The sequence below is a fragment of the Streptomyces sp. NPDC047028 genome (genome assembly GCF_040644095.1).
GTDB lineage: Bacteria > Actinomycetota > Actinomycetes > Streptomycetales > Streptomycetaceae > Streptomyces.
In genome coordinates this window covers 100,332-123,888 of record NZ_JBEYVS010000023.1, presented here as the reverse complement: position 1 = coordinate 123,888, position 23,557 = coordinate 100,332, and the positions used below count along the sequence as shown (strand labels likewise).

The following is a 23,557-nucleotide window of genomic DNA, read 5'->3' as shown; positions in this document are numbered from 1 at the left end:
GGAAGTGGGTGATGACTCATGACCGATCAGCACGGTATCGATCCGCGCGCCAAGTCCGATCCGCGCAATCGCTACTCCACGGACGAGGAGTTCTACGCCAGGGACCGGACCGACAGCGGGTCACTGGAGGAGGACCGTCCGCGAGGCGGCGACAGGGACCCGCTGCGGCATCCCTGGACCTGGGGCTCCATCGCCCTGGTCGTCTGCGTCTGCCTGGTGATCATCATGGGAATCGCGTTCTTCCCCTGACCTGACCTGACCGCCGAGGAGCGATCGAGGACGGCGCACCCCCGCGTGGGGGGCGCCGTCCTGACGCATGCTCGAATGACTGTTCGCGCCACTAGGCCGGGCGGGTGATTCCTGTGCGGGTGATTCGCCTCAAATAGCGCCATATTTACTCCTATTGCAGGGTGAAAAGGCCGCAGATAGTTACTCCTTGTTTGCCTTCCCTATCGAGCGGCCCCGCGCTCATTTGGTTACTCTGAAGTGGACGGACAGCAGCACGGGGTCCCACCCACACCCATCGTCCGTCCCGGGGCGAGCCGCTCACAACGGCCTGTCCTGCCACGAGGAACCGGCGCCACCGCGTCCGTACAGGCCTTCCATCCAGACCCGAACGGGCGTCGAGCGGCACCGTGCAGGCTGACCGTCCCGCCCCGAGGGTGACCCGACACATAAGGAGTGCGCGGTGACACCGGAGACAACGAATCGCGAGCAACGCCCCAAGGAACGCACGGAGCGCAAGGGCCGCCGGTCCGACGAACTCGGCAGCCTCGACGTGTGGGCCCGGTCGGCCCCGATCCGCCTCGCGGGTTACGAGGACGACCTCGCCGAACCCCACATCCTGCCCAGCGTCGACTGACCCCCTGGGGGCCGGACCCGTCGCGATCGTTGGACCGCATGGGCGTGACAGACTCACGCCCATGCCGATCAGAGAAGCCGTGGCCGACGACTGGCCACGGATCTGGCCGTTCTGGCACCGCATCGTCGCCGCCGCCGAGACCTACGCGTGGGACCCCGAGACCTCGGAAGACGCGGCCCGGACGCTGTGGACGGCGCCGCCCAAACGCGTCTACGTCGCCGAGGACCCCACCGGCACGGTGACGGGCTCGGCCTACCTCACCCCGAACTACGGCGGACCCGCAGCGGGTGTCGCGAACGCCGGCTTCATGGTCGACCCGGACCACGCCGGACGCGGCATCGGCCGCGCCCTCGCCGAGCACGTCCTGGCCGAGGCCCGGGCCCAGGGCTACCGGGCGATGGTCTTCAACGCGGTCGTCGAGACCAACCCGGCCGTGGGCCTGTGGACATCCCTCGGCTTCACCGTCCTGGCGACCGTCCCGGAGGCGTTCGACCACCCCCGGCACGGCCGGGTCGGCCTGCACATCATGTACAGGGCGCTCGACTGAGCGAGCGCCCCGCCCGCTACGGCTGATCCGCCACCGGTGCCGTGCGCTGCCACGGACGCAGTTCCTCCAGCTCCGCCGCCAGCGCCAGCAGGTCCGCCTCCGTGCCGGGCCGCCCCACCAGCTGTACGGCGCAGGGGGCGCCCGAGGGCAGGGTGCCGAACGGGACGGACATCGCCGGCCAGCCCGTGAGGTTCCAGGGCGGGGTGAACGGCGAATACGCCGAGTTCACCAGGACGTTGCGCAGCCAGCCCCGCTCGTGCCACGGCCCGGCCTCGGGGGAGCGCCGGGCCAGCGCCGGCGTGAGCAGGACGTCGTACTCCGTGAAGAAGGGGGTCAGCCGGGCGCGGAGCCGGTCCCGGCCGGCCCCGGTGCGCACCGTGCCCACGAAGCGCCGGCCCACCGCCGCGTGCACCCGCGTCCGGCGGGCCAGCCGCGCCGGATCGAGCGCCGCCGCGTCCACCGCCGTACCCGCCGTCCAGTGCTGGATCGCGGTCACGCCCAGCGAGGCCGGATACGGCGGCCGGGCGAGCCGCACCCGGTGCCCGGCCCGCGCGAGCACCCCGGCCGCCTCCCGGACGGCGGTCGCGTACGGCTTGCTGACGCTCACCCCGGCGAGCGGGCTGCGCGGCGCCACGGCGATGCTCCGGCGGGGCGGGTCCGCGGGCAGCGGGAACTCCGTGTCCGCGAGGACGCCCAGCATCAGCCGCAGATCCTCGACCGTGGTGGCCAGCGGCCCGTTCTCGGACATGCCGAACCAGTCGCCGTTGCCGATCCCGGCCGGCACCACCCCGTGCCCCGCCTTCAGCGTCACCAGGCCGCAGTTGGCCGCCGGGATGCGCAGCGAGCCCATGCCGTCGTTGCCGAGGGCGAGGGGCACCAGCGCGGCGGCCACGGCCGCCGCGCTGCCCCCGGACGAGCCGCCCGCCGTCCTGGTGGTGTCCCACGGGTTGCGCGAGGTGCCGTAGACGCCCTCCGTGGTGCCGAAGACACACAGTTCGGGCACGTTCGTCAGGCCCACCACCACCGCGCCGGCCGCCCGCAGCCGGGCCACCGTCACATGGTCCTCGGCGGCCGGCGTGTCCGGGGTCGCGGCGGTGCCGTCGCGGTGCGCCTCCCCGCGCACGGACAGGTTGTCCTTCACGGCCACCGGCACGCCCGCGAGGGGCAGTTCCGCCAGATCGGCGCGCGAGCCGACCTCCTCCGCCTCGGCGAGCGCCGCCCGCGCGCGGACCGCGCGGAACGCCTCGATCCGGCCGTCGAGGCGTTCGATCCGGGCGAGGTGCTCCGCGACCACCTCGCGCGGCGTGACCCGCTTCTCGTGTACGGCGGCGGCGATCTCGGCGGCGGTCCGCCCGGCCCAGCTGCTCACGCGCACTCCTCGGCTGCTCGTCGGCTACTCGCCGGTACGGAAGGCTTGCAGGAGAACTGTGCCCCCTCGCGCGCGGTACGTCGAGAGGCCAAGAGGCTGGTCACCTCCGTTCGGCCGCCGCCCCCGTACTGCCCCGGCCCGTCAGACGCGGCACCGGCACGCCCACCGCGCGGGCCTGGCCGCCGTCCAGCAGCGCGAGCAGTTCCCGGGCCGCCGTCCGCCCGAACTCGGCGCTGTCCCGGGACAGCGCCGACAGCCGGGGCGTGACCATGCGGCACAGCGCCGAGTCCTCCCAGGACACCACCGACACGTCCTGCGGGACCCGGAAGCCCAGCTCGTAGGCCGCCGCCACCCCGGCGACCGCCATCACGTCGTTGTCGTAGATGAGCGCCGTCGGCGCGGGGGCGGCGCCGAGGACGCGGCGGGTGACGGCGGCGCCCTCGGCGTCGGAGTAGTCCGTGGTCACCGAGCGGACCTCCGTCAGGCCCCGGCGCTCCGCCTCCGCGCGCAGGGTGGCGATCCGGCGCTGGGTGTGCGCGAGACCGGCCAGGCCGGCGATGTGCACGATCCGCCGGTGCCCGAGAGCCGTCAACTCGTCGACGACGGAGGCCATCGCGCCCGCGTCGTCCGCCCAGACCGTCGACAGCCCGGGGTGCCGCACATCGGGCGCCCCGCCGATCACCACGGCGGGCAGCCCGAGTTCGTCGAGCAGACCGGGGCGCGGGTCCTCGGCGCGCGGGTCGGCCACCAGCACGCCGTCCACCCGGTGCTCGGCCCACCAGCGCCGGTACACCGCGCACTCGTCGGCCACGTCCGCGGCCACCTGGAACAGCAGCCCGAGGTGCCGTTCGGCCAGCACCTCCTGGATACCGGACACCAGTTGGAGGAAGAACGAATCGACCCCGAGGGTGTGCGCGGGGCGGGCCAGGACGAAGCCGACCGTCGCCGCGCCCTCACCGGACAGGGCGCGGGCCGCCGTGCTGGGATGCCAGCCCAGCTGCTCGGCCACCCGGTGGACCCGCGCCCGGGTGACCTCGGAGACGCCGGGCCTGCCGTTGAGCGCGAAGGAGACGGCGCTCTCGGAGACGCCGGCGCGCCGCGCGATGTCCTTCATCGTCGGCCGGCGAGCGGGTGACCGCTTGGACGGCACCTTTCCCTCCCTCTGAACCGGAAGCGCTAATGCGCTTGAGTGCTATGACTCTAAAGCGCATTAGCGGATAGCGGCAAGGGTGCACTCAAATGTCTCTGACCTGCACTAATGAAGTGTGGATTTCTTTAGTTGCGGCGAATGCATTGACTTTTCGGGACCGGCCCGGGCAAGGTCCCTGGCGTCCCCAGCCGCCACGCCCCGAGGGAGCCGTGTCACCGTGCCCACACCCCGCAGAACCTTCGCCGCCGCCGCCTTCCTCGCCCTGGTCCTGCCGCTCAGCGCCTGCGGCTCGGGCGGGGACGGCGGCGGCTCGACCGACGCCTCGGGCAAGGTCGAGGGCGACATCACCTTCCAGACGTGGAACCTGCGCGCCAACTTCAAGTCGTACTTCGAGGGCGTGGTCGACGGCTTCGAGAAGAAGTACCCCGGCACCCACGTGAAGTGGATCGACCAGCCCGCCGAGGGCTACGCCGACAAGATCAGCGCCGACGCGGCCGGCGGCACCCTCCCCGACGTCGTCAACGTCTCCCCGGACCTGGTCGCCCCGCTCGCCAAGGCCGGCCTCGCCCTCGACCTCGACAAGGCCGCCGCGAAGTACAAGTCCGAGTACCTGCCGGGCGCCTGGGCCAGCCACCAGGTGCCGGGCCTGGGCGGCACCTACGCCTTCCCCTGGTACCTCAACACCGGCCCGCTCTTCTACAACAAGTCCCTGTTCACGGAGGCCGGACTCGACCCCGCCCAGCCGCCGAAGACGTACGACGAACTCTTCGCCGACGCCCTGCGGATGGCGAAGAAGAGCGACGGCAAGGTCGCCACCCTCGCCAACATCCCCACCATCGAGGACTTCGGCCGCTACGGCGTCCCCCTCATGAACAAGGAGGGCACCGCCTTCGCCTTCGACGACGCCAAGGGCGTACAGCTCCTCACCAAGTACAAGGAGCTGTACGACGCCAAGGCCCTGGACCCGCAGGCGCTGACCGCCACCCCGGAGTCCTCCGGGAAGAAGTTCCTCACCGGAGCCGTCGCCATGAACCCCGGCAGCGCGCTCGACCTGGAGAACTTCAAGAAGCAGGCGCCGAGCCTGTACAAGAACATCGGGATCACGGACCAGATCACCAGCACCGGGCACGTCAACATGTACGTGATGGGCGTGATGGTGAACTCCCGGACCAAGCACACCCCGGCCGCGGTCGCCTTCGCGCACTACGTCACCGACGCCGAGCACCAGATGTCCTTCGCCAAGAAGGTCGCCATCTTCCCCAGCACCGCCGGCTCCCTCGACGACCCGTACTTCACCAAGGAGGACGGTACCGACGTCACCCGCGTCCGGGTCGCCGCCGCCAAGTCCCTGAAGACCGCCGTCAACTACACGCCCGTGCTGTTCAGCGAGCAGATGAAGACCGCGCTGCGCAACGAGGTCGCCAAGGCGCTGCAGGGCAAGGAGAGCCCGGAGGAAGCCCTCGACAACGCTGTCAAGTCCTGCGACCAGCTGCTGAAGCAGCAGGGCTGACCTGCCGTGGCCGCCCCCACCGCACCGCACGCCGCATCACACCCCGCACCGCCGCCCGCCCGTGTGCGCCGACAACTGCCCACCAGCCCCTGGCTGTTCGCCGCACCCGGACTGATCGTCGCCGGCGCCTTCGTGCTCTACCCGTTCGTCTCCACCCTGGTGAACTCCTTCACCGACCGGCGCACCCTGGTCCCGGGCGGCTTCGTGGGCCTCGACAACTTCCGTGAACTGCTCCACGACGACATGTTCTGGACCGGCCTGCGCAACAGCACCCTGTACATCCTCGGCGTCGTACCGGCCCTGGTGATCCTGCCACTGCTGCTCGCCCTGCTGGTGCAGAAGAACATCCCCGGCATCACGTTCTTCCGCTCCGCCTTCTACACCCCGGTCGTCGCCTCCATTGTCGTCGTCGGGCTGATCTGGGTGTGGCTGCTGGACGAGCGAGGCCTGGTCAACTCGCTGCTGGAGAGCGTGGGGATCGGCCGGGTCGGGTTCCTCAGCGACCAGTGGCTGCTTCTGCTCAGCGCCATGGCCGTCACGGTGTGGAAGGGCCTCGGCTACTACATGATCATCTACCTGGCGGCGCTGGCGAACGTGCCGCGCGAACTGCACGAGGCCGCCGCCGTGGACGGAGCGGGCCCGGTCCGCCGCTTCCTGACGGTCACCGTACCCGCCGTGCGTTCCACCATGGTGCTGGTCGCCGCGCTCTCCTCGGTCGCCGCGTTCAAGGTGTTCTCCGAGGTGTACCTGATGGCGGGCCCGAGCGGCGGACCGGCCGGCGAGGACACCACCCTCGTCATGCTCGTCCAGCGCACCGGCACCGGCCTCACCGGCCGCGTCGGCTACGCCTCCGCCCTGTCCGTCGTCGTCTTCGTCGTCACCGTCGCCCTGATGCTGCTCGTCCTGCGGGCCGACCGGAGGGAGGAGACATGAGCGTCCTGGAGAAGGTACGGCCCGCACGGCCGGCCCCCGCCGCCACCCGCGAGCGCAGCGTCACCGACGAGCACGGCCGACGCGTCCGGATCGGCGAACTTATCCTGCGCTACCTGCTGCTGACCGCCGTGCTCGCCCTCACCGTCGGCCCGTTCCTGTGGCAGCTGTCCACCTCGCTCAGGGGGCCCACCGAGGACATCTACAGCTCGCCGCCGACGTTCCTGCCGAGCCATCCCACCCTGCACAACTACCAGCGGGTCGCGGACACCATCCCCGTCTGGGACTACGCCCTGAACTCCCTGAAGGTCGCGACCGCCAACGTCGTCACGAACTGCGTCGGTTCCGCCCTCGCCGGGTACGCCCTGGCCCGGCTGCGCTACCGCGGCCGGCGCGCGGCCACCTTCGCGTTCGTGCTCGCGATGCTCGTGCCCGTGGAGGGCATCATCATCGCCCAGTTCACGACCATGCGGGAACTCGGCCTGAACAACACCCTCATCGGGGTCGTGCTGCCCGGCTCGATCGGCGCCATGAACGTGCTGCTGATGCGCAACGCCTTCCGCAACCTTCCCTACGAGATCGAGGAGGCGGCCTACGTCGACGGCGCCAACGTCTGGCAGCGGTTCCTGCGCGTCGCGCTGCCCTCGGTCAAGGGCACCCTCGCCGTCGTCGCGATCTTCGCCTTCATGGGCGCCTGGGACGACTTCCTCTGGCCCCTCATCGTGCTCAGCGACCCGTCCCGGTTCACCCTCACCATCGGCCTCAACTACCTGCACGGGACCTTCGCGAACGACGAACGGCTGGTCGCCGCCGGCACCGTCATCGCCGTGGCCCCGCTGATCGCCCTGTTCGCCTGTCTCCAGCGGTACTTCTTCCGCGGGGTCGGCGAGGGCGCCGTCAAGGGCTGAACCAGCTCCGCGCCGGCTCGCCCCGCCCGCCTCGCCCGCACAGACCAGCAAGGACCCCCGTATGCCCTCTGCCGTGCGCTTCGGCGTCAACTACACCCCGAGTGAAGGGTGGTTCCACCACTGGCTCGACTTCGACCTGGACTCCGTGCGCGCCGACCTCGACGCGATCGCCGCACTGGGCCTGGACCACATCCGGGTGTTCCCGCTGTGGCCGTACTTCCAGCCCAACCGCACCCTGATCCGGCCGCGCGCCGTGGAGCAGCTGGTACGGCTGGTCGACGCGGCCGGGGAGCGCGGGCTCGACGTCAACGTTGACGGGCTGCAGGGGCACTTGAGCAGCTTCGACTTCCTGCCCGCCTGGACCAGGACCTGGCACCGGCGCAACCTCTTCACCGACCCGTGGACCGTCGAGGGCCAGGCCGACTATCTCCGCGCCCTGGCGACCGCCCTGGCCGGACGGCCCAACTTCCTCGGCCTGACCGTCGGCAACGAGGTCAACCAGTTCTCCGCCGGACCGCACCCCGACCCCGACCGGGCGGACACCGGCGCGATCGACACCTGGCTGGAACGCATGCTCGACGCGTGCGAACAGGGCGCCCCCGGGCGGCTTCACCTGCACGCCGAGTACGACGCCACCTGGTACCAGGACGACATGCCGTTCACCCCGGCCCAGGCCGCCCGCCTAGGCGCCGTCACGGCCGTCCACTCCTGGGTGTTCAACGGCACCGCCCAGCGCCACGGCCGCACCACCGTCCCCACCGAGCACCACGCCGCCTATCTGATCGAGCTGAGCAAGGCCTGGGCCGAGGATCCGCACCGGCCCGTCTGGCTCCAGGAGGTCGGCGCGCCCGCCCCCCTGATCCCCGCCGCACACGCCGCCGCCTTCGCGGCGGCGACCGTGACGAACGCCCTGGACTGCCCCGACCTCTGGGGGATCACCTGGTGGTGCTCCCACGACGTGTCCCGCTCCCTCGCCGACTTCCCCGAACTCGAATACGGGCTCGGGCTGTTCACCAACGACCGGCGGCCCAAGGACATCGCGCGTGTGCTGGCCGACGCGGCCCGCACGCCCCGGCCGGCCCCGGACGCGCGCACCACCGCCCTCGTCGTCCCCGCAGACCCGGCCCGCCGCTCCCGCTGCGCACCCGGCGGCCCCGTCTTCGACGCCTTCTTCGCGCTCGTCGCCGACGGCGCCCGCCCCACGACCGTCCTCGACACCCGCGCGGACGACAAGGAACACCTCGCCGCCCGCTCCATCACCGACGTCGTCACTCCCGACCAGGTACTCCCCACCCCCCAAGGAGGCCCTCGCTCGTGAACCCCACCAGACGCACCGTCCTGCTCGCCGGCACCGCCGCCGCCCTGCTCCCCGCCACCCCGGCCCTGGCCCGCGCCGGACTCCCGCCGGCCACACCGCCGTTCGCCTCCTACTGGTACCCGGACTCCCTCCCCGACGGCCGCCCCGGCCCCGGCATCACCTGGCGCAGCCTCGCCGACTGGCGCCCCGACAGCGACCCCGACCTCGCCTTCAACGCCGCGTCGGTCCCGCTCGCCGACCGCTTCACCCCGACCCCGGCGAACCGCACCGCCCGCCCGGACCAGGCCCGCGTCCAGGCCCTGGTCTCCTTCGGGCCGACCTCCGCCAATCCCTCCCAGGGCTCGGCCACCGCCGACTACTACGCCCCCACCCACTGGGCCTACCTGGACGAGCTGGTGTTCTGGGGCGGCTCGGCGGGCGAGGGCCTCATCCTCGCCCCGAACGCGCCCGTCGTCGACGCGGCCCACCGCCACGGCGTGCCCGTCCTCGGCAACATCTTCCTGCCGCCCGCCGCCTACGGCGGGCAGTTGCGGTGGACCGAGGACCTGGTGCGCACGGACGACCGGGGCCGTTACCCGCTCGCCGCGCAACTCGTCGCGGTCGCGGCGGCGTACGGCTTCGACGGGTGGTTCGTGAACGCGGAGACCGGCGGCGGGAACACCGCACTCGGCTCCGCCATGCTGGGCTTCGTACGCGAGCTGAGGACGCTCGCCGCCGCCCGGGGGCAGCGGGTGACCTGGTACGACGCGATGACCGCGAACGGCACGGTCAGCTGGCAGGGCGCGCTGGACGACCGGAACCAGGCGTTCTTCGAGGCCGCCGACGACATGTTCGTCGACTTCCGCTGGAGCGCCGGCACCCTGGCCGCCTCGGGGGACAGGGCGGACCGGCTGGGCCGGGACCGCTACCAGTTGTGGGCCGGTGTCGACATCGAGTCGAACGGCTCCGGCACCTCTGTCGACTGGGACGCGATCGTGCCGGCCGGGAAGCCGCACGTCGCCTCGGTCGGCCTCTACCGGCCCGAGTGGACCCGCAACCACCTGCCCGCCGACCGGCGCACCCCGGGCGACTTCCACGCGGCCGACGACCGGTTCTGGACCGGACGGTCCCTGGATCCGGCCCGGCCCGACGCGACCGACCCGTGGCGGGCACCGGCGGTGTCGGTCGCGGACCGGTCGACGGTGACGTCGGCGCCGTTCGCCGGCGTGTTCAACACGGGGCACGGGCTGCGCTGGTACGAGCGGGGCGAGGTCACCTCGGACGCGCCGTGGAACCACCTCGGGCTCCAGGACCGGCTGCCGTCCCGGCAGTGGGTGGTGCGCACGGCGGGGGAGCGGCCGTCGGTGGCCTTCGACTTCGGCGCCGCCTGGCGGGGCGGCAGCAGCGTGCTGGTGGCCGGTGAACTGGATCAACCCGTGGTGCTGGATGTGTACGCGACCCGGCTGCCGGTCGGTGTGAACACGGTTGTCGAGCTGATCTTCCGCACGGAGGAGGCGGATGCGGATGCGGGTGAAGGCGAGGTCGGCGTCGACCTGGCGGTGGCGACGGCCGAGCCGGGCGAACCGGGTGACGCGCCCCCGTACACCTATCTGCCTGTGAACCCGGTCAACAAGCATGTCCGTGTGCGGTCGGTCAACGGCTGGCGGACGGCCACCCTACGGCTCACCGGCCTGACCGGCACCGTCCACGCCCTCGGCGTCCGCCTCACCGCGCCCGCCTCCGCGCCCGGCGGCGGCCCCGTGCACTGGCGGCTCGGCGGTCTCGCCGTCCACGACGACACCCCGCACCGCCCCGCCGCCCCCTCCCGGCTGCGCGTCACCGCCGCCACCGGCGGTGACCTGCGCTTCGCCTGGAACCCCGCCGGCGCCGACAGCCCCCGCCACTACGAACTCCACCGCGTCCTGCCCGACGGCAGCCGCCGCTTCCTCGGCGGCACCTGCCAGCAGGCGTACTTCGTGCCCGGACTGCGGCCCGAGCAAGGAGAGCGCAGGGCACGGTTCGAACTGCGAGCCGTGGGGGAGCTGTACGACACGTCGACCCCCGTGACCGTCACCCACACCTGGTGATCACCCGGAAACCCCGCAGGAGTCTCCCGTATGCATGACGACCGCAAGCTGGTCGAAGCACGCCTCCGGCGCGTCCTCGACGAGCGCATCCGCCCCGCCGTGTACCCCGAGTCCGTGCCGCTCCAGGTCGCGGTGTGGCACGCGCCCGGCGAACCCGTCCCGGTGGCGGAGGGACTCGCCGCCGAGCCCCGGCCCGTCGAGGCCGGCGCCCGCTGGGGCGCACCCTGGGGCACCAGCTGGTTCCGGGTCACCGGGACCGTGCCCGAGGAGTGGGCCGGCCGCACCGTCGAGGCCGTGCTCGACCTCGGCTTCGACGAGAACATGCCCGGCTTCCAGTGCGAGGGCCTCGTCTACCGGCCCGACGGCACCCCGGTGAAGGGCCTCAACCCGCGCAACCAGTGGGTGCGGATCGGCGCTCCCGTCGCGGGCGGCGAAGAGGTGCGTCTGCACATCGAGGCCGCCTCCAATCCGGTCATCCTCGACTACCACCCCTTCCGGCCGACCTGGCTGGGCGACAAGGACACCGCCGGGCACGAGCCGCAGTACACCCTCACCCGCATGGACCTCGCCGTCTTCGACGACACCGTCTGGCAGCTCGTGCAGGACCTCGAGGTGCTCGGCGAGCTGATGGCCGAGCTGCCCGAGGACTCCGCGCGGCGCTACGACATCCTGCGCGCCGTCGGCCACGTCCTGGACGCCGTCGACCTCCAGGACGTGAACGGCACCGCCGCCACCGCCCGGGAACGGCTCACCGCCGTCCTGGCCACCCCCGCCGTGCCCTCCGCCCACCGGATCAGCGCCGTCGGCCACGCGCACATCGACTCGGCGTGGCTGTGGCCGCTGCGGGAGACGGTCCGCAAGGTGGCCCGTACGACGTCCAACATGACCGCGCTCGTCGAGGACGAGCCGGACTTCGTGTTCGCCATGTCGCAGGCCCAGCAGTGGGCCTGGGTGAAGGAGCACCGGCCCGAGGTGTGGGCGCGGGTGAAGAAGGCCGTCGCCGACGGGCGGTTCGTCCCGGCCGGCGGCATGTGGGTGGAGTCGGACACCAACATGCCGGGCTCGGAGGCCATGGCCAGGCAGTTCGTGCACGGCAAGCGGTTCTTCCTCGACGAGTTCGGCGTCGAGAACGAGGAGGCCTGGCTGCCGGACACGTTCGGCTTCGCCGCCGGGCTGCCGCAGATCATCAGGGCGGCGGGCTCCAAGTGGCTGCTGACGCAGAAGATCTCCTGGTCGCAGACCAACAGCTTCCCCCATCACACCTTCCGCTGGGAGGGCATCGACGGCACGCGGATCTTCACCCACTTCCCGCCCGTCGACACCTACAACTGCTCCATGAAGGGCAGCGAGATCGCCCACGCGGCACGGAACTTCAAGGACCGGGGCCGCGCCCGGCACTCCCTCGCACCCACCGGCTGGGGCGACGGAGGCGGCGGCACGACCCGGGAGATGGTCGCCAAGGCCGCCCGGCTGCGCGACCTGGAGGGCTCCGCGACGGTCAACTGGGAGACACCCCGCGCGTTCTTCGAGAAGGCCGAGGCCGAATACCCCGACGCCCCCGTGTGGGTGGGCGAGCTGTACCTCGAACTGCACCGCGCCACGCTCACCAGCCAGGCCAAGACCAAACAGGGCAACCGTCGCAGCGAACACCTGCTGCGCGAGGCGGAACTCTGGGCCGCGACGGCCGCCGTACGCACCGGATCCGCCTATCCCTACGAGGAGTTGGACCGGATCTGGAAGACGGTCCTGCTGCACCAGTTCCATGACATCCTGCCCGGCTCCTCGATCGCCTGGGTGCACCGCGAGGCCCGCGCCACCTACGACCGCCTGGCCGCCGAACTGACCGCGATCATCGACGCGGCCCAGCGCGCCCTGGCCGGGCAGGGCGACATCCCGCTGCTGTTCAACGCGGCCCCGCATGCCCTGCGGGGCGTCCCGGCGGGCGGCGCCGCGACCGCCGAGGCCGAGAGCACGACGACCCGCACGCCGGGCCCGGACGGCGGTCACGTCCTGGACAACGGCCTGCTGCGGATCACCGTCGACGTCAACGGGCTGGTCACCTCGGCGTACGACCTCGCCGCCGACCGCGAGACCGTCGCCCCCGGCACGGCCGCCAACCTGCTCCAACTCCACCCGGACTTCCCGAACATGTGGGACGCCTGGGACGTCGACGCCTTCTACCGCAACACCGTCACCGACCTCACCGAGGCCGACGAGGTCACCGCCGGCGAGGACGGGCGGTCGGTGCGGGTCGTCCGGTCCTTCGGCGCCTCCCGCGTCTCCCAGGTGCTGTCGCTGGCGCCGGGTGAGCGGCGCCTCGTCATCGACACCGAGGTCGACTGGCACGAGACGGAGAAGTTCCTGAAGCTGGCCTTCCCGCTCGACCTGCACGCCGAACGGTACGCGTCCGAGACCCAGTTCGGGCACGTCCACCGCCCCACCCACACCAACACCTCGTGGGAGGCGGCCAAGTTCGAGGCGTGCAACCACCGGTTCGTGCACCTGGAGGAGCCCGGCTGGGGCGTCGCGCTGGTCAACGACTCGACGTACGGCCACGACGTGACCCGCACGGTCCGCCCCGACCGGGGCACGACCAGCACGGTCCGCGCCTCCCTGCTGCGTGCCCCGCGCTTCCCCGACCCCGAGACCGACCAGGGTGTCCACCGCTTCCGGCACGCCCTGGTGCCCGGCTCCGGGATCGCCGACGCGGTCCGCGAGGGCTGGCGGATCAACCTGCCCGAGCGAAGGGTGACGGGTGCGCGTGAGGTCGCCCCGCTGGTCGCCGTCGACAACGACGCCGTCGTCGTCACGGCGGTGAAGCTCGCCGACGACGGCAGCGGCGACGTCGTGATCCGCTTCCACGAGGCCCACGGCGGCCGCGCCCGTGCCACCCTCACGGCCGGCTTCCCGGTCACCGGTCTCACCGTCACGGACCTCCTGGAACGCCCGCTCGCCGACACCGAGCCACCGGCGAGGGACGGCGACCGGATCGCCGTACGGCTCCGCCCGTTCGAACTGATGACGCTCCGGATGCGCAGGGCCTGAACCGGGCCAGGGAGGGCTGGGCTAGGGTTCCGGCATGCGATGCGCCATATGCGGCTCCGACCGGCTGAGCCCGGTCGGGGACCTGATCTCGGGCGAGAAGTGGATGGACCGCCTGTGTCTCAGGTTCGACCGCCCGGGGATTCTGAAGCCCCGTCCGACGTTCACCGCCGGCTTCGCGCGAGCCTGTCGTGACTGCGGGGCCCTGCTCCCCTTCCTCGCCGAGTACGAGCGCCGGCGCCTCGACGAGTCGGCCGACAGGCTGGCCGACGTGGAGGGCGCTCCGTAGCAGCCGCCCCGGCTACGACCGTCCGGCCGCCCGCGCCAGGCGCGTGGGCGGCAGGTACTCCCGGACGAACGTCCGCTCCCAGCACGCCCCGGTCTCGCGCAGTTCGCGCCAGGTCGTGTAGCGGTAGCGGAAGAGGCGGGCGCGAACGTGGCGGGGCGGCGTGTCCGGGGGGAACGGGGAGCGGCGCAGCAGGCGCAGGGTGTCCGGGTCGTTCTCCAGCAGCCGCTCGACCAGGGCGCCGAACCATTCCCCCGCGTAGCCCGGGGACAGCGCGGCGAACCACATCAGCCAGTCCAGGCGCAGGTGGTAGGGGGCGAACTGGCGCGGCCAGCGGTGCGGGTCGCCGGGCTTGCCCCGGAACGCGTACTCCCGCCAGTCCGAGTCCTGGCGCGGCACCTCCGCGAGCGTGCCCTCGACCACCACCTCGTAGCGGATACGGCTGACGCTGCCGAACGCGCCGTAGGTGTTGACCAGGTGGAGCGGGTCGAAGGAGCGGTTCATCACCTGGCGGCGGGAGACCATGTTCGCCACCGGGCGGTAACTCAGGAACAGCAGCAGCGCGGCGACCGCCGGCACCACGATCTCGTACCACAGCGGTGCCGGGGATGTGGACGGCTCGTTCCCGGGCAGGCGGAGCGCGGACAGCGCCAGCACGATGGTGATCCAGTTCAGCCAGGAGAAGTTGCCGGACAGCACCAGCCACAACTGGGTCGCGATCATCAGTGCGGCGGCGGCCGAGGCGATCGGCTGCGGGGTGAACAGCAGGACGGGTACGGCCAGTTGGGTGACGTGGTTGGCGGCCACCTCCACCCGGTGCAGGGGCGGCGGCAGATGGTGGAAGAACCAGCTCAGCGGGCCGGGCATCGGCTGGGTCTCGTGGTGGTAGTCGAGACAGGTCAGCTTGCGCCAGCAGGCGTCCCCGCGCAGCTTGATCAGCCCCGCCCCGAACTCGACCCGGAACAGGATCCAGCGCAGCATGAACAGCACCACGACCGGCGGCGCCACCTCGTCGTTGCCGAGGAACACCGCCAGGAAGCCGGTCTCCAGCAGCAGCGACTCCCAGCCGAACGCGTACCAGGTCTGGCCCACGTTCACGATCGACAGGTACAGCGCCCACGGCACCAGCCACAGCAGCATGCCCGCCCACAGGGGGAGTTGGTCGTGCGCCCCGGCCAGCAGAGCCGCCGACACCGCGCAGCCCGCCCAGGCGCAGCCCGCGAACAGCCGGTCCGAGTACCGCAGATGGAACAGGCTCGGCGCCCGCTTGAACGGAACCCGGGCGGTGAAGCGGGGGATCGGCAGCATGCCGCGCTCGCCCAGGAGGGGCCGGAACTGCCGGGCGGCCCCGAGGAACGCGACGAGGTACACGGCGGCCAGAGCCCGCTGGAGGACCAGCCGGCTCAGCCAGTAGTCGGGTGCGGTGAACCAGTCCACGGCTGTGCGCGCCCCTTCTGTGCGGCCGAACCGCATGACATGCCCCGAGTTGCCCGCCGGACGGGTGCGATGCAAACAATAGTGAGAAATCACCCACGGTGATGCGGAGGACGCGGTGCGGATACCTTTCGCCGGACTTGCCTTCGCGGCCTGCGCGGGCGCGACCCTGCTCGTGAGCGGCTGCGCCGGTGCCACCGGGGCCGCTGCCGGGACGCACCCCGCCGGGGAGGTGTTCCTCCAGCCCGCCGCGGCGCCCGGCCCCGACCCGTTCACGAACTCGACGGCCACCACCGCAGCGGCCTCTGCCTCGGCTTCGGTCCCGGCCTCGGATTCCGTCACCTCCTCCCGGCCGGCCGCGACGCCCGCGCGGGACGTGCGGTCGCTGTCCGGAACCACTCCGGGCCTGTACGGCGGCACCGCCCACGTGGCCGGCTGCGACGTCGAGCGGCAGATCGGCTACCTGGCCGCCGACCCCGCCAAGGGCGCGGCGTTCGCGCAGGGGGCGGGTGTCTCCCCGGCGTCGGTCCCCGGCTATCTGCGCGGTCTGACCCCGGTCGTGCTCCGCGCCGACACCCGCGTCACCAACCACGGCTACCAGGACGAGCGCGCGACCGAGTTCCAGTCCGTCCTGCAGGCCGGTACCGCCGTCCTCGTCGACGACCGGGGCGTGCCGCGCGTCCGCTGCGCCTGCGGCAACCCGCTGCGGCCGCCCGCGGCCCACAGCGGCTCCGCGACCGGCGGCACCGGCTGGTCCGGTTACCGGCCGGCCGAGGTGGTCGAGGTGACCCCGGCGCCCCACGCGGTCACCAGCATCACGATCGTCGACGTTCACACCCACACCTGGATCGAACGCCCGGTCGGACACGGCGTGGCCCACGACCACGTCGTACCGGCCCCGTCGTGGGCCACACCGACCCCGGCCGGCAAGCCCCCGCACTCGGGCAAGCCGCCGCACGCCGGGAAGCCGAGCCCGCACGCGACGCGCCCGACCGAGACCGGCAAGGCCACGCCGACGCCGATCCCGGACGCCTCGGCCTCAGCCCCAGCCTCCGCCCCCACCTCGGCCCCGGCCTCGGCTTCGGCCCTGGCTTCGGCCCCGGCCCTGGCTTCCGCCCCGGCCCTGGCTTCCGCCCCGGCCCTGGCTTCCGCCCCGGCCTCAGCCTCTTCCGCCGCATCCGCCTCCCCTTCCCCATCCCCATCCGCCTCCCCGTCGCCGAGCCGGACCGCGGACCACCTGGCCCCGCCCACCGCTCCGTCCCGTCCGCAGACACCGTCGGCCCCCCACCGGTCGCCGTCACCGCAGTCGCCCGGGCAGGACGCCCCGCCCACCGCCCCCGGCACCTCACCGGACGCGGCCTGAACGCCCGAACAACTCGAAGAATCGGACAAATGCTGGCAAGGTGGGCCCATGGCTGATCGGGGAGCGAGCGCCCTGTCACTCCCGGAGGACTGGCCCGCCCACCCGGACCCGATCCTGGCGCTCAACCGCATGGGCAGCTTCGACTGGGACCTGGACACCGGTCTGTTCCACATGGACGCCCAGGGCTACGAAGTGTTCGACCTGCTCCCCGAGGAGTTCGACGGACGCCCGGAGTCCCTCGCGGTCCGGGTGCCGCCGCCGGAGGCCGCCCGGCTCGACGCCGCCGTCGCCCACGCCATCAAGGACGGCAGCGAGAACTACGGCGCCTACTTCCGCATCCGCTGCCGCGACGGCACCCTGCGCTGGACCCACACCCAGGGCTACATCCGGCGCGACGAGACGGGCCGTCCCCGCCGGATCGTCGGCATCCTCCGGGACGCCACCCAGGAACTCGCCGCCGGCGAGACACGCAGCCTGCGCGCCGCCCAGGACGAGGCCTTCCGGCAGCAGACCAACGTCGTCGAGGTCACCTCCGCGGCCCTCGCCCACGCCCAGGGCGTCCAGGACGTCATCGACGTCCTCAAGTACGCCCAGGGCGTCCGCCACCTGGGCGCGGCCAGCCTGGTCATGGGACTGGTGGAGGCCGGCCGCATCCGGCTGGTCGCCGAGGGACCCGTGGGCAGCTTCGTGCCGGGCACCCGGGTCACCCGGATCGACGAGCCGTACCCGATGGGCGAGGTCGTCCGCACCCTCGTGCCGCGCTTCATCGAGTCGCCGGAGGAGTTCGCCCAGGGCTACCCGATCCTGTGGCCGCACCTCACCGAGCTGCACATCACCTCCGCCGCCTATCTGCCGCTGATCGCGCAGGCCCGCCCGATCGGCGCGATGGGGCTGCTCTACAACGACCGGCGCGGCTTCTCCGCCGAGGAGCGGTCCGTGCTGGTGGCGCTCGGCAGCAGCATCGCGCAGAGCCTGCAGCGGGCCATGCTCTACGAGCAGGAGAAGGACCTCGCCCAGGGGTTGCAGCAGGCGATGCTGCCGCGCACCATCCCCAGCGTCCGCGGCGCCGACGTCGCCGTCCGCTACCGCGCCGCCTCAGTCGGCGGCACGCTCGGACGGGACATCGGCGGCGACTGGTACGACCTCATCCCGCTGCCCGGCGGCCGGGTCGGCGCGGTCATCGGCGACGTCCAGGGCCATGACACGCACGCGGCCGCCGTCATGGGCCAGTTGCGGATCGTGCTGCGCGCCTACGCCGCCGAGGGGCACACCCCGGCCGCGGTGATGGCCCGTGCCTCGGTGTTCCTGCACGAACTGGACACGGACCGCTTCGCGACCTGCCTGTACGCGCAGGCCGACCTGTCCACGGGGGTCGTCCAGGTGGTCCGGGCCGGGCACATCGACCCGCTGGTGCGGGCCACGGACGGCACCTGCCGCCGCATCCCGGTCGACGGCGGACTGCCGCTCGGCCTCTCCGCCGAGTTCGGCCGGCTGGAGTACCCCGTCTCCACCCTGGAACTCGACCCCGGCGAGACCCTGCTGCTGTGCACCGACGGGCTCGTCGAGCAGCCCGGCGCCGACCTCGACGACGGCATGCGGACCCTCACCGCGCTCATCGCCGACGGCCCGGACGAGGTCCGCGACCTCGCCGACCGGCTCATCCAGATGGCCGAGGAACGCGGCGGCGACGACGACGTGGCCCTGCTCCTGCTGCGCCGCCGCGCCCCCGAGGCCCCCAGGGCCGGCGGCCGGCTCCAGCAGCACGTGGCACCGGGCGACCCCGAGGCGCTCACCCAGGCCCGGCACATGATCCGCGCCGCCGTGCGCACCTGGGGTGCCCGGGACCGGGCCGACGAGGTCGAACTGGTCGCCGACGAGCTGATCACCAACGCCCTGATGCACACCGAGGGCTCCGCGATCGTCACCCTCAGGGTCCTCGACGGCGCCGACCGCCGGCTCCGGGTGGAGGTCGAGGACTCCTCCAGCGCCCTGCCGCGCCGTCGGGAGGCCGGCGAGGACGGGGTGTCCGGGCGGGGTCTGCTGCTCGTGGACCGGCTCGCCGACGGCTGGGGCGTCGAGGCGCGCGGCGGCGGGAAGGCCGTGTGGTGCGAGTTCGTGGTCCCGCCCCGGGCCGGCCGCTGAGCGCACCGCCCCGGCGTTGTCGGTGGCGTTGTCGGTGCCGGATGGCACTCTGGACGTATGCCCGAACTGCCCGAGGTAGCGGCGCTGACGGACTTCCTCACCGAGCACCTGACCGGACGCCGGATGGTGCGGGTGCTGCCGGTCGCGATCAGCGTCCTGAAGACGTACGACCCTCCGCTCACCGCCGTCGAGGGCGGCGAGGTCACCGCCGTGCGCCGGCACGGCAAGTTCCTCGACGTCGGCACCGGGGACGGAATCCACCTGGTCACCCATCTGGCCCGCGCGGGCTGGCTGCACTGGAAGGACGAGGTGCCCACCGCGCCGCCCCGGCCCGGCAAGGGCCCGCTCGCGCTGCGGGTGACGCTGGACTCCGGCGCGGGCTTCGACCTCACCGAGGCCGGCACCCAGAAGCGGCTCGCGGTGTACGTGGTCCGCGATCCCCAGGACGTCCCGGGCATCGCCCGCCTCGGCCCCGACCCGCTCGCCGACGACTTCGACGCGGACCGCCTCGCCGCGCTGCTCAAGGACGAGAGACGCCAGATCAAGGGCGCGCTGCGCGACCAGAGCCTGATCGCGGGCGTCGGCAACGCCTACAGCGACGAGATCCTGCACGCCGCGAAGATGTCCCCCTTCAAACTCGCCGCGTCGCTTACGCCGGAGGAGACGCTGCGGCTGCACGAGGCGCTGCGTACGACGCTCACCGAGGCGGTCGAGCGGTCCCGGGGGGTGGCCGCGGGGCGCCTGAAGGCGGAGAAGAAGAGTGGGCTGCGGGTGCACGGGCGTGCGGGGGAGGCGTGTCCGGTGTGCGGGGACGTCATCCGCGAGGTGTCTTTCAGCGACTCGTCGCTCCAGTACTGTCCGACGTGCCAGACGGGGGGTAAGCCGTTGGCGGACCGTCGGTTGTCGCGGCTTTTGAAGTAAGGGTGCGCTCCGCTGCGTGGGTGTTCGGCTGCCGCGCCGTCGTGGCTTGTCCCGCCCGCGCGGCGGAGCCGCATATCGACACAGCCCCGCACCCCTAACGGGGCGCGTCCAGCGTGACCAGGTGGTGGCCGTCCGTCGTGCGGACCTCGTAGTGGTCGATGTCAAAGGGGTGCAGGGTGGTGTCGACCAGGGTGGTGGTCGTGGCGGCGTCGTGGGGGGCCACCATCCAGTTGCCGGCGAGTTGTTCCGAGCCGTCGTGGCCGATCACGACCAGCCGGCAGGAGTGCGGGCCAGAGGCGTCCTTGATCTCCAGGCGGAGCCGGCTGCCGTAGTCCTCGTTCTCGGAGGTGACCCGGGCCCAGACTCCGGTGTGCGGGTCCGTCGCGGCGGTGACGTGGGCGGCCGGTGCGCCGTGCCCGGCGAAGGCCATGACCCCGGGGCCGGCGGCGGCCAGCACCACCGAGGCGGCCAGGCCGTACAGGAAGCGGCGCCGGCGGGTCCGGTCGCGGCGGGCGATCTCGGCGAGCAGCCGGTCCAGCAGCCGGGGGCCGGGCTGGGCCAGCGGCGGCACGAAGCGCGGGGTGGCCCGCCGGTACAGCATCAACTGCCGTGTGGCCGCGCCGAATTCGGTCACGTGTGCCGCGCACTTGGGGCACTCCATGAGGTGGTCCTCGAAGCGGAAGGCGTCCGCCTCGTCCAGCACGCCGAGCGCGTACGCGCCGACGTCGCGATGCCGTTCCAGGGACCTCATGCCGAATCCTCGTGACCGTGGGGTGCGGGTGGGGTTACTCCTTGCTCCCACCCGTACGCAGCCGACAGCCGAATCACTCAAGCCCCGGACAGAATCGGGACCAAGAGATTCGGAGCGCCGCGCTCCCCGGATTGGTCCGATTTTCGGCAGCCCGCGAGAACCGGCCGGCGCGTGTCCCAGCGGGCTCAGAACAGGTGGATGGCGAGGTGCCCCAGAGGCAGTCCGAGCCGCCAGGCCGGGGTCCACACCTTCGGGCCCTCGTCCTCGCCGACCGGCGCGGCGCCTTCCGGCACCGCGTCGAGGTCGGGCGCCAGCAGCTCCGTCTCCTCCAGCCAGCGCCAGGCCTCGTCCGCCAGCGCGAGGTCCGGCGAGGGCGTGCGGGCGTCCGCCTCCTGCCCGGCCAGCTCGGCCATGCGCTCGCGCACCCACTCCCGCCACGGCTGGTCGTACGCCGTCAGCGACAGCCAGTTCTCCAGCTGGGAGACGACCCGGATGCCGGACAGCTCCCCGTCGGTGTCGGACAGGAACACGGTCAGCGCCAGCGCGTCCCGCCCGGCCCGGAACTCGAACGACGTCGGCGGCATCAGATCGCCCGTGCGCAGCAGCTCGTCGGCGATGTACTCGGCGTACAACCAGGCCATCGGGACGGTCAGTTCACCGCCGCCGGTGCCGTCCGTACTCTCGTGCCCTCTGTGCAGCATCCCTTCCTGCCTTCCTCCGGTGCGGGCGCGCCGCCCCGGTCCCCGGACCCGGCCCCCGTCCGGAACACGGATGATGAGGACAGCTGATGGCCCGAACGGGGGTCACAGCAAGGCGCTTTGCGAAGGCTTGACCCAGCCTCCGGTTTCACCGCAGGTCGGCCGCGCGTCCCGGCGGGTTCCGGTGCGGGGCGCGCGCCCCGCAATGCGCACGGGACTTCACGGTACCGGCTCGGGCGCCGGGGGTTCGCGCGCCGGGAACCACACCGGTCCCGCGGGTCCACAGGCGTACAAGCGCGTCACGGTGGTCCGGAGTGAGTGTCTTCACAGCCGGCCGCGGTGAACGGTCCGGCGGGTGCGGCGTCCGCCGGACGGCGGAGCCCGTACGGGCCAATGAGGATGCCTGAGCTGTTTGGGCGGGAAGTCAGATTCATACCCATGTGTCTGTCACGGATCGGTCGGTCAATACGACAACTCAGGGGTGAGTTGATGATCACACGCGGACGACAGGTGGCCCTGGCCCTGACCGCCCTCCTGACGGCGGCGGCCGCCTGCCAGAACCACGTGCGCCATGAGTCCACCGCCGGGCACCCGGCGCCGCCGCCGCCCTTCCGCGCGTTCACCCTGGTCGCCTCCGGTGACGTCCTGCCGCACACCTCGGTCATCGACCGGGCCCGCTACGACGCCGGCGGCGACGGCTACGACTTCCGCCCGATGCTGGCCGGCGTCGAACCCGTCGTCTCCCACGCCGACCTGGCTCTGTGTCACATGGAGACCGTCTACGGCGCCGACGGCGACTACACCGGCTACCCGGTGTTCAAGTCCCCGCCGCAGATCGCCCAGGGCCTCACCGCCACCGGCTACGACGGCTGCTCCACCGCCTCCAACCACTCCCTGGACGACGGCGCGGACGGCATCCGGCGCACCCTGGACGCCATGGACCAGGCCGGCCTGAAGCACGCCGGCACCGCCCGCACCGAGGCCGAGGCCCACTCGGTCACCATGCTCCGGGCCGGCGCGGCCAAGGTCGCGCACCTGTCGTACACGTACGGCACCAACGGCGCCCCGATGCCCCCGGGCGAGCCCTGGGCGGTGAACGTGACCGACCCGAACCGGATCGTCTCCGACGCGCGGGCCGCCCGGCTGGCCGGCGCCGACGTGGTCGTCGTCTCCCTGCACTGGGGCACCGAATGGCAGGACGCCCCCGACCAGAAGCAACTCGCCCTCGCCGACCGGCTCACCGCGTCCCGGACCAACGGCCGCCCCGACATCGACCTCGTCCTCGGCACCCACGCGCACGTCCCGCAGGCCTACCAGAAGGTCAACGGCACCTGGGTGGTCTACGGCCTCGGCGACCAGATCGCCGGGGAGATGTTCGACAACCGGGGAGTGCAGGACTCGCGCGGCAACGAGTCCACCATCGCCCGCTTCACCTTCTCCCCGCCCCCGGCCGCGGGCGGCCGCTGGCGCGTCACCAAGGCCGAGTTCGTTCCGCAGATGTACGACATCGACGCCGGCCGGGTCCTCGATCTGAACAAGGCCATCGCCGGCGGCGCCGAACTCCAGGGCGTCCGGGACCGCATCCGCGGCGTGGTGCTCAGCCGCGGCGGCGCCAAGGACGGCCTGGTCATGGCCAAGTAGCCGGGCTCCGGTGGCCGGGCCTGGCGATGATCAGGCCCGGTCGCGCGGCGTGGCCAGCGCCGAGTGGCGGTAGGAGTAGCCGAAGTAGATCCCGCACCCGATCACGAACCACACCGCGAACCGCACGCAGGTCTGCCACTGCGGGAACGTGATCAGCCAGATCGAGAGGACGATGCCCAGCGCCGGCACGAACGGCATCCACGGCGTGCGGAAGGTGCGCGGCAGGTCAGGCTGCCGGTAGCGCAGCACGACCACGGCCGTGCACACCACCACGAACGCCAGCAGGATGCCGATGTTGGTCAGCTCCGCCGCCTCCGCGATCGGGAAGAACCCGGCGATCACCGCCGACGCCACCCCGACGATCCAGGTGACCCGCGTCGGCACGTGCCGCGTCGGGTGCGTCTTGGCGAACCACTTGGGCAGCAGGCCGTCCCGCGCGGCGGAGAATCCCCTCACCCATTCGGAGCCTGGCCATGCGCCTCACCTCTTCGCCTTCGGCAATCGGCTGACGGCCGATCATGATGGCTCAGGGGCGCCCTTCCTGGGAAGACGCCACGCACGGGTTCGGCGGCCCCGCGCGTGCGCCGGGCCCTCACCGCCCCGCCCGCCCCCGGCGTCG

19 protein-coding genes and 1 pseudogene are annotated in these 23,557 nt (G+C 72.5%); 14 read left to right on the top strand and 6 right to left on the bottom strand.

Annotated elements, in window-relative coordinates; genetic code table 11:
* Window positions 1-18: 18 nt before the first annotated feature.
* The 3 genes from ABZ854_RS21500 to ABZ854_RS21490 all read left to right on the top strand — a co-directional run bounded on the left by ABZ854_RS21500 (window position 19) and on the right by ABZ854_RS21490 (window position 1,409).
* Window positions 19-249 carry a hypothetical protein gene (locus ABZ854_RS21500; RefSeq protein ID WP_361213171.1) on the top strand — a complete coding sequence of 77 codons (231 nt, stop codon included), beginning with the start codon at window positions 19-21 and terminating at the stop codon, window positions 247-249.
* Window positions 250-688: 439 nt separating this feature from the next.
* Window positions 689-862: a hypothetical protein gene (locus tag ABZ854_RS21495; protein ID WP_129305406.1), complete on the top strand. Its 174-nt coding sequence runs from the start codon at window positions 689-691 to the stop codon at window positions 860-862.
* A 61-nt stretch (window positions 863-923) separates the two neighbouring features.
* Window positions 924-1,409, top strand: a complete 486-nt coding sequence (locus ABZ854_RS21490) for a GNAT family N-acetyltransferase (protein ID WP_361213167.1) — start codon at window positions 924-926, stop codon at window positions 1,407-1,409.
* Window positions 1,410-1,425: 16 nt separating this feature from the next.
* Here ABZ854_RS21490 and ABZ854_RS21485 read toward each other — a convergent pair whose 3' ends face one another.
* Together ABZ854_RS21485 and ABZ854_RS21480 are read right to left on the bottom strand one after the other, a co-directional pair.
* Entirely contained in the window at window positions 1,426-2,778 is a 1,353-nt protein-coding gene (locus ABZ854_RS21485) for an amidase family protein (RefSeq protein WP_361213164.1), read from the bottom strand.
* A 100-nt stretch (window positions 2,779-2,878) separates the two neighbouring features.
* Window positions 2,879-3,928, bottom strand: coding sequence for a LacI family DNA-binding transcriptional regulator (locus ABZ854_RS21480; protein WP_361213161.1), 1,050 nt, complete (start codon window positions 3,926-3,928; stop codon window positions 2,879-2,881).
* 217 nt (window positions 3,929-4,145) lie between these two features.
* Here ABZ854_RS21480 and ABZ854_RS21475 point away from each other — a divergent pair, with 217 nt between their 5' ends.
* The 7 genes from ABZ854_RS21475 (at window position 4,146) to ABZ854_RS21445 (ending at window position 13,991) form a co-directional block, all read left to right on the top strand.
* Window positions 4,146-5,438 (top strand): sugar ABC transporter substrate-binding protein, encoded by a 1,293-nt coding sequence (locus tag ABZ854_RS21475; RefSeq protein ID WP_361213158.1) that lies wholly within the window; start codon window positions 4,146-4,148, stop codon window positions 5,436-5,438.
* Window positions 5,439-5,444: 6 nt separating this feature from the next.
* Entirely contained in the window at window positions 5,445-6,371 is a 927-nt protein-coding gene (locus ABZ854_RS21470) for a sugar ABC transporter permease (RefSeq protein ID WP_361213155.1), read from the top strand.
* A complete protein-coding gene (locus ABZ854_RS21465; RefSeq protein WP_361213152.1) occupies window positions 6,368-7,276 on the top strand; it encodes a carbohydrate ABC transporter permease in 909 nt (302 codons plus the stop codon). Before ABZ854_RS21470 ends, ABZ854_RS21465 begins: the two co-directional genes overlap by 4 nt.
* A gap of 61 nt (window positions 7,277-7,337) precedes the next feature.
* A complete protein-coding gene (locus ABZ854_RS21460) occupies window positions 7,338-8,594 on the top strand; it encodes a glycosyl hydrolase (RefSeq protein WP_361213149.1) in 1,257 nt (418 codons plus the stop codon).
* Window positions 8,591-10,660 (top strand): endo-beta-N-acetylglucosaminidase, encoded by a 2,070-nt coding sequence (locus ABZ854_RS21455; protein ID WP_361213146.1) that lies wholly within the window; start codon window positions 8,591-8,593, stop codon window positions 10,658-10,660. The genes ABZ854_RS21460 and ABZ854_RS21455 overlap by 4 nt, the downstream gene beginning before the upstream one ends.
* A gap of 30 nt (window positions 10,661-10,690) precedes the next feature.
* Entirely contained in the window at window positions 10,691-13,705 is a 3,015-nt protein-coding gene (locus ABZ854_RS21450; RefSeq protein WP_361213143.1) for a glycoside hydrolase family 38 C-terminal domain-containing protein, read from the top strand.
* 34 nt (window positions 13,706-13,739) lie between these two features.
* Window positions 13,740-13,991, top strand: coding sequence for a hypothetical protein (locus ABZ854_RS21445; RefSeq protein WP_361213140.1), 252 nt, complete (start codon window positions 13,740-13,742; stop codon window positions 13,989-13,991).
* A gap of 12 nt (window positions 13,992-14,003) precedes the next feature.
* Here ABZ854_RS21445 and ABZ854_RS21440 read toward each other — a convergent pair whose 3' ends face one another.
* Complete coding sequence (locus ABZ854_RS21440) at window positions 14,004-15,425, bottom strand: lipase maturation factor family protein (protein ID WP_361213137.1); 1,422 nt, start codon at window positions 15,423-15,425, stop codon at window positions 14,004-14,006.
* A 115-nt stretch (window positions 15,426-15,540) separates the two neighbouring features.
* On the opposite strand from ABZ854_RS21440, the gene ABZ854_RS21435 reads away from it, so the two are divergent.
* The 3 genes from ABZ854_RS21435 to ABZ854_RS21425 are packed head-to-tail and all read left to right on the top strand — an operon-like array spanning window position 15,541 to window position 19,848.
* Window positions 15,541-16,785 (top strand): DUF6777 domain-containing protein, encoded by a 1,245-nt coding sequence (locus ABZ854_RS21435; RefSeq protein ID WP_361213134.1) that lies wholly within the window; start codon window positions 15,541-15,543, stop codon window positions 16,783-16,785.
* A gap of 48 nt (window positions 16,786-16,833) precedes the next feature.
* The gene (locus tag ABZ854_RS21430) at window positions 16,834-18,927 is read left to right on the top strand and encodes a SpoIIE family protein phosphatase (protein ID WP_361213131.1); all 2,094 of its coding nucleotides are present in this window, start codon (window positions 16,834-16,836) and stop codon (window positions 18,925-18,927) included.
* Between the two features lie 57 nt (window positions 18,928-18,984).
* Window positions 18,985-19,848: a DNA-formamidopyrimidine glycosylase family protein gene (locus tag ABZ854_RS21425; protein WP_361213128.1), complete on the top strand. Its 864-nt coding sequence runs from the start codon at window positions 18,985-18,987 to the stop codon at window positions 19,846-19,848.
* 94 nt (window positions 19,849-19,942) lie between these two features.
* Here the strand turns inward: ABZ854_RS21425 and ABZ854_RS21420 are convergent, their stop codons facing one another.
* Both ABZ854_RS21420 and ABZ854_RS21415 read right to left on the bottom strand, forming a co-directional pair.
* Window positions 19,943-20,599 carry a zf-HC2 domain-containing protein gene (locus ABZ854_RS21420; protein ID WP_361213125.1) on the bottom strand — a complete coding sequence of 219 codons (657 nt, stop codon included), beginning with the start codon at window positions 20,597-20,599 and terminating at the stop codon, window positions 19,943-19,945.
* Between the two features lie 185 nt (window positions 20,600-20,784).
* Entirely contained in the window at window positions 20,785-21,300 is a 516-nt protein-coding gene (locus tag ABZ854_RS21415; protein WP_361213122.1) for a hypothetical protein, read from the bottom strand.
* 486 nt (window positions 21,301-21,786) lie between these two features.
* Between ABZ854_RS21415 and ABZ854_RS21410 the strand changes: the two genes are divergently transcribed.
* Complete coding sequence (locus tag ABZ854_RS21410) at window positions 21,787-22,938, top strand: CapA family protein (RefSeq protein ID WP_361213119.1); 1,152 nt, start codon at window positions 21,787-21,789, stop codon at window positions 22,936-22,938.
* A gap of 30 nt (window positions 22,939-22,968) precedes the next feature.
* Here the strand turns inward: ABZ854_RS21410 and ABZ854_RS21405 are convergent.
* Window positions 22,969-23,385 (bottom strand): annotated as a pseudogene (locus ABZ854_RS21405) (APC family permease); the annotation flags it as partial.
* Window positions 23,386-23,557 lie beyond the last annotated feature (172 nt).

Coding starts and splice junctions, on each gene's coding strand:
- ABZ854_RS21415 (WP_361213122.1), bottom strand. CDS start 21,300: ATGCTGCACAGAGGGCACGAGAGTACGGACGGCACCGGCGGCGGTGAA.
- ABZ854_RS21425 (WP_361213128.1), top strand. CDS start 18,985: ATGCCCGAACTGCCCGAGGTAGCGGCGCTGACGGACTTCCTCACCGAG.
- ABZ854_RS21430 (WP_361213131.1), top strand. CDS start 16,834: ATGGCTGATCGGGGAGCGAGCGCCCTGTCACTCCCGGAGGACTGGCCC.
- ABZ854_RS21500 (WP_361213171.1), top strand. CDS start 19: ATGACCGATCAGCACGGTATCGATCCGCGCGCCAAGTCCGATCCGCGC.
- ABZ854_RS21450 (WP_361213143.1), top strand. CDS start 10,691: ATGCATGACGACCGCAAGCTGGTCGAAGCACGCCTCCGGCGCGTCCTC.
- ABZ854_RS21490 (WP_361213167.1), top strand. CDS start 924: ATGCCGATCAGAGAAGCCGTGGCCGACGACTGGCCACGGATCTGGCCG.
- ABZ854_RS21465 (WP_361213152.1), top strand. CDS start 6,368: ATGAGCGTCCTGGAGAAGGTACGGCCCGCACGGCCGGCCCCCGCCGCC.
- ABZ854_RS21410 (WP_361213119.1), top strand. CDS start 21,787: ATGATCACACGCGGACGACAGGTGGCCCTGGCCCTGACCGCCCTCCTG.
- ABZ854_RS21445 (WP_361213140.1), top strand. CDS start 13,740: ATGCGATGCGCCATATGCGGCTCCGACCGGCTGAGCCCGGTCGGGGAC.
- ABZ854_RS21460 (WP_361213149.1), top strand. CDS start 7,338: ATGCCCTCTGCCGTGCGCTTCGGCGTCAACTACACCCCGAGTGAAGGG.
- ABZ854_RS21420 (WP_361213125.1), bottom strand. CDS start 20,599: ATGAGGTCCCTGGAACGGCATCGCGACGTCGGCGCGTACGCGCTCGGC.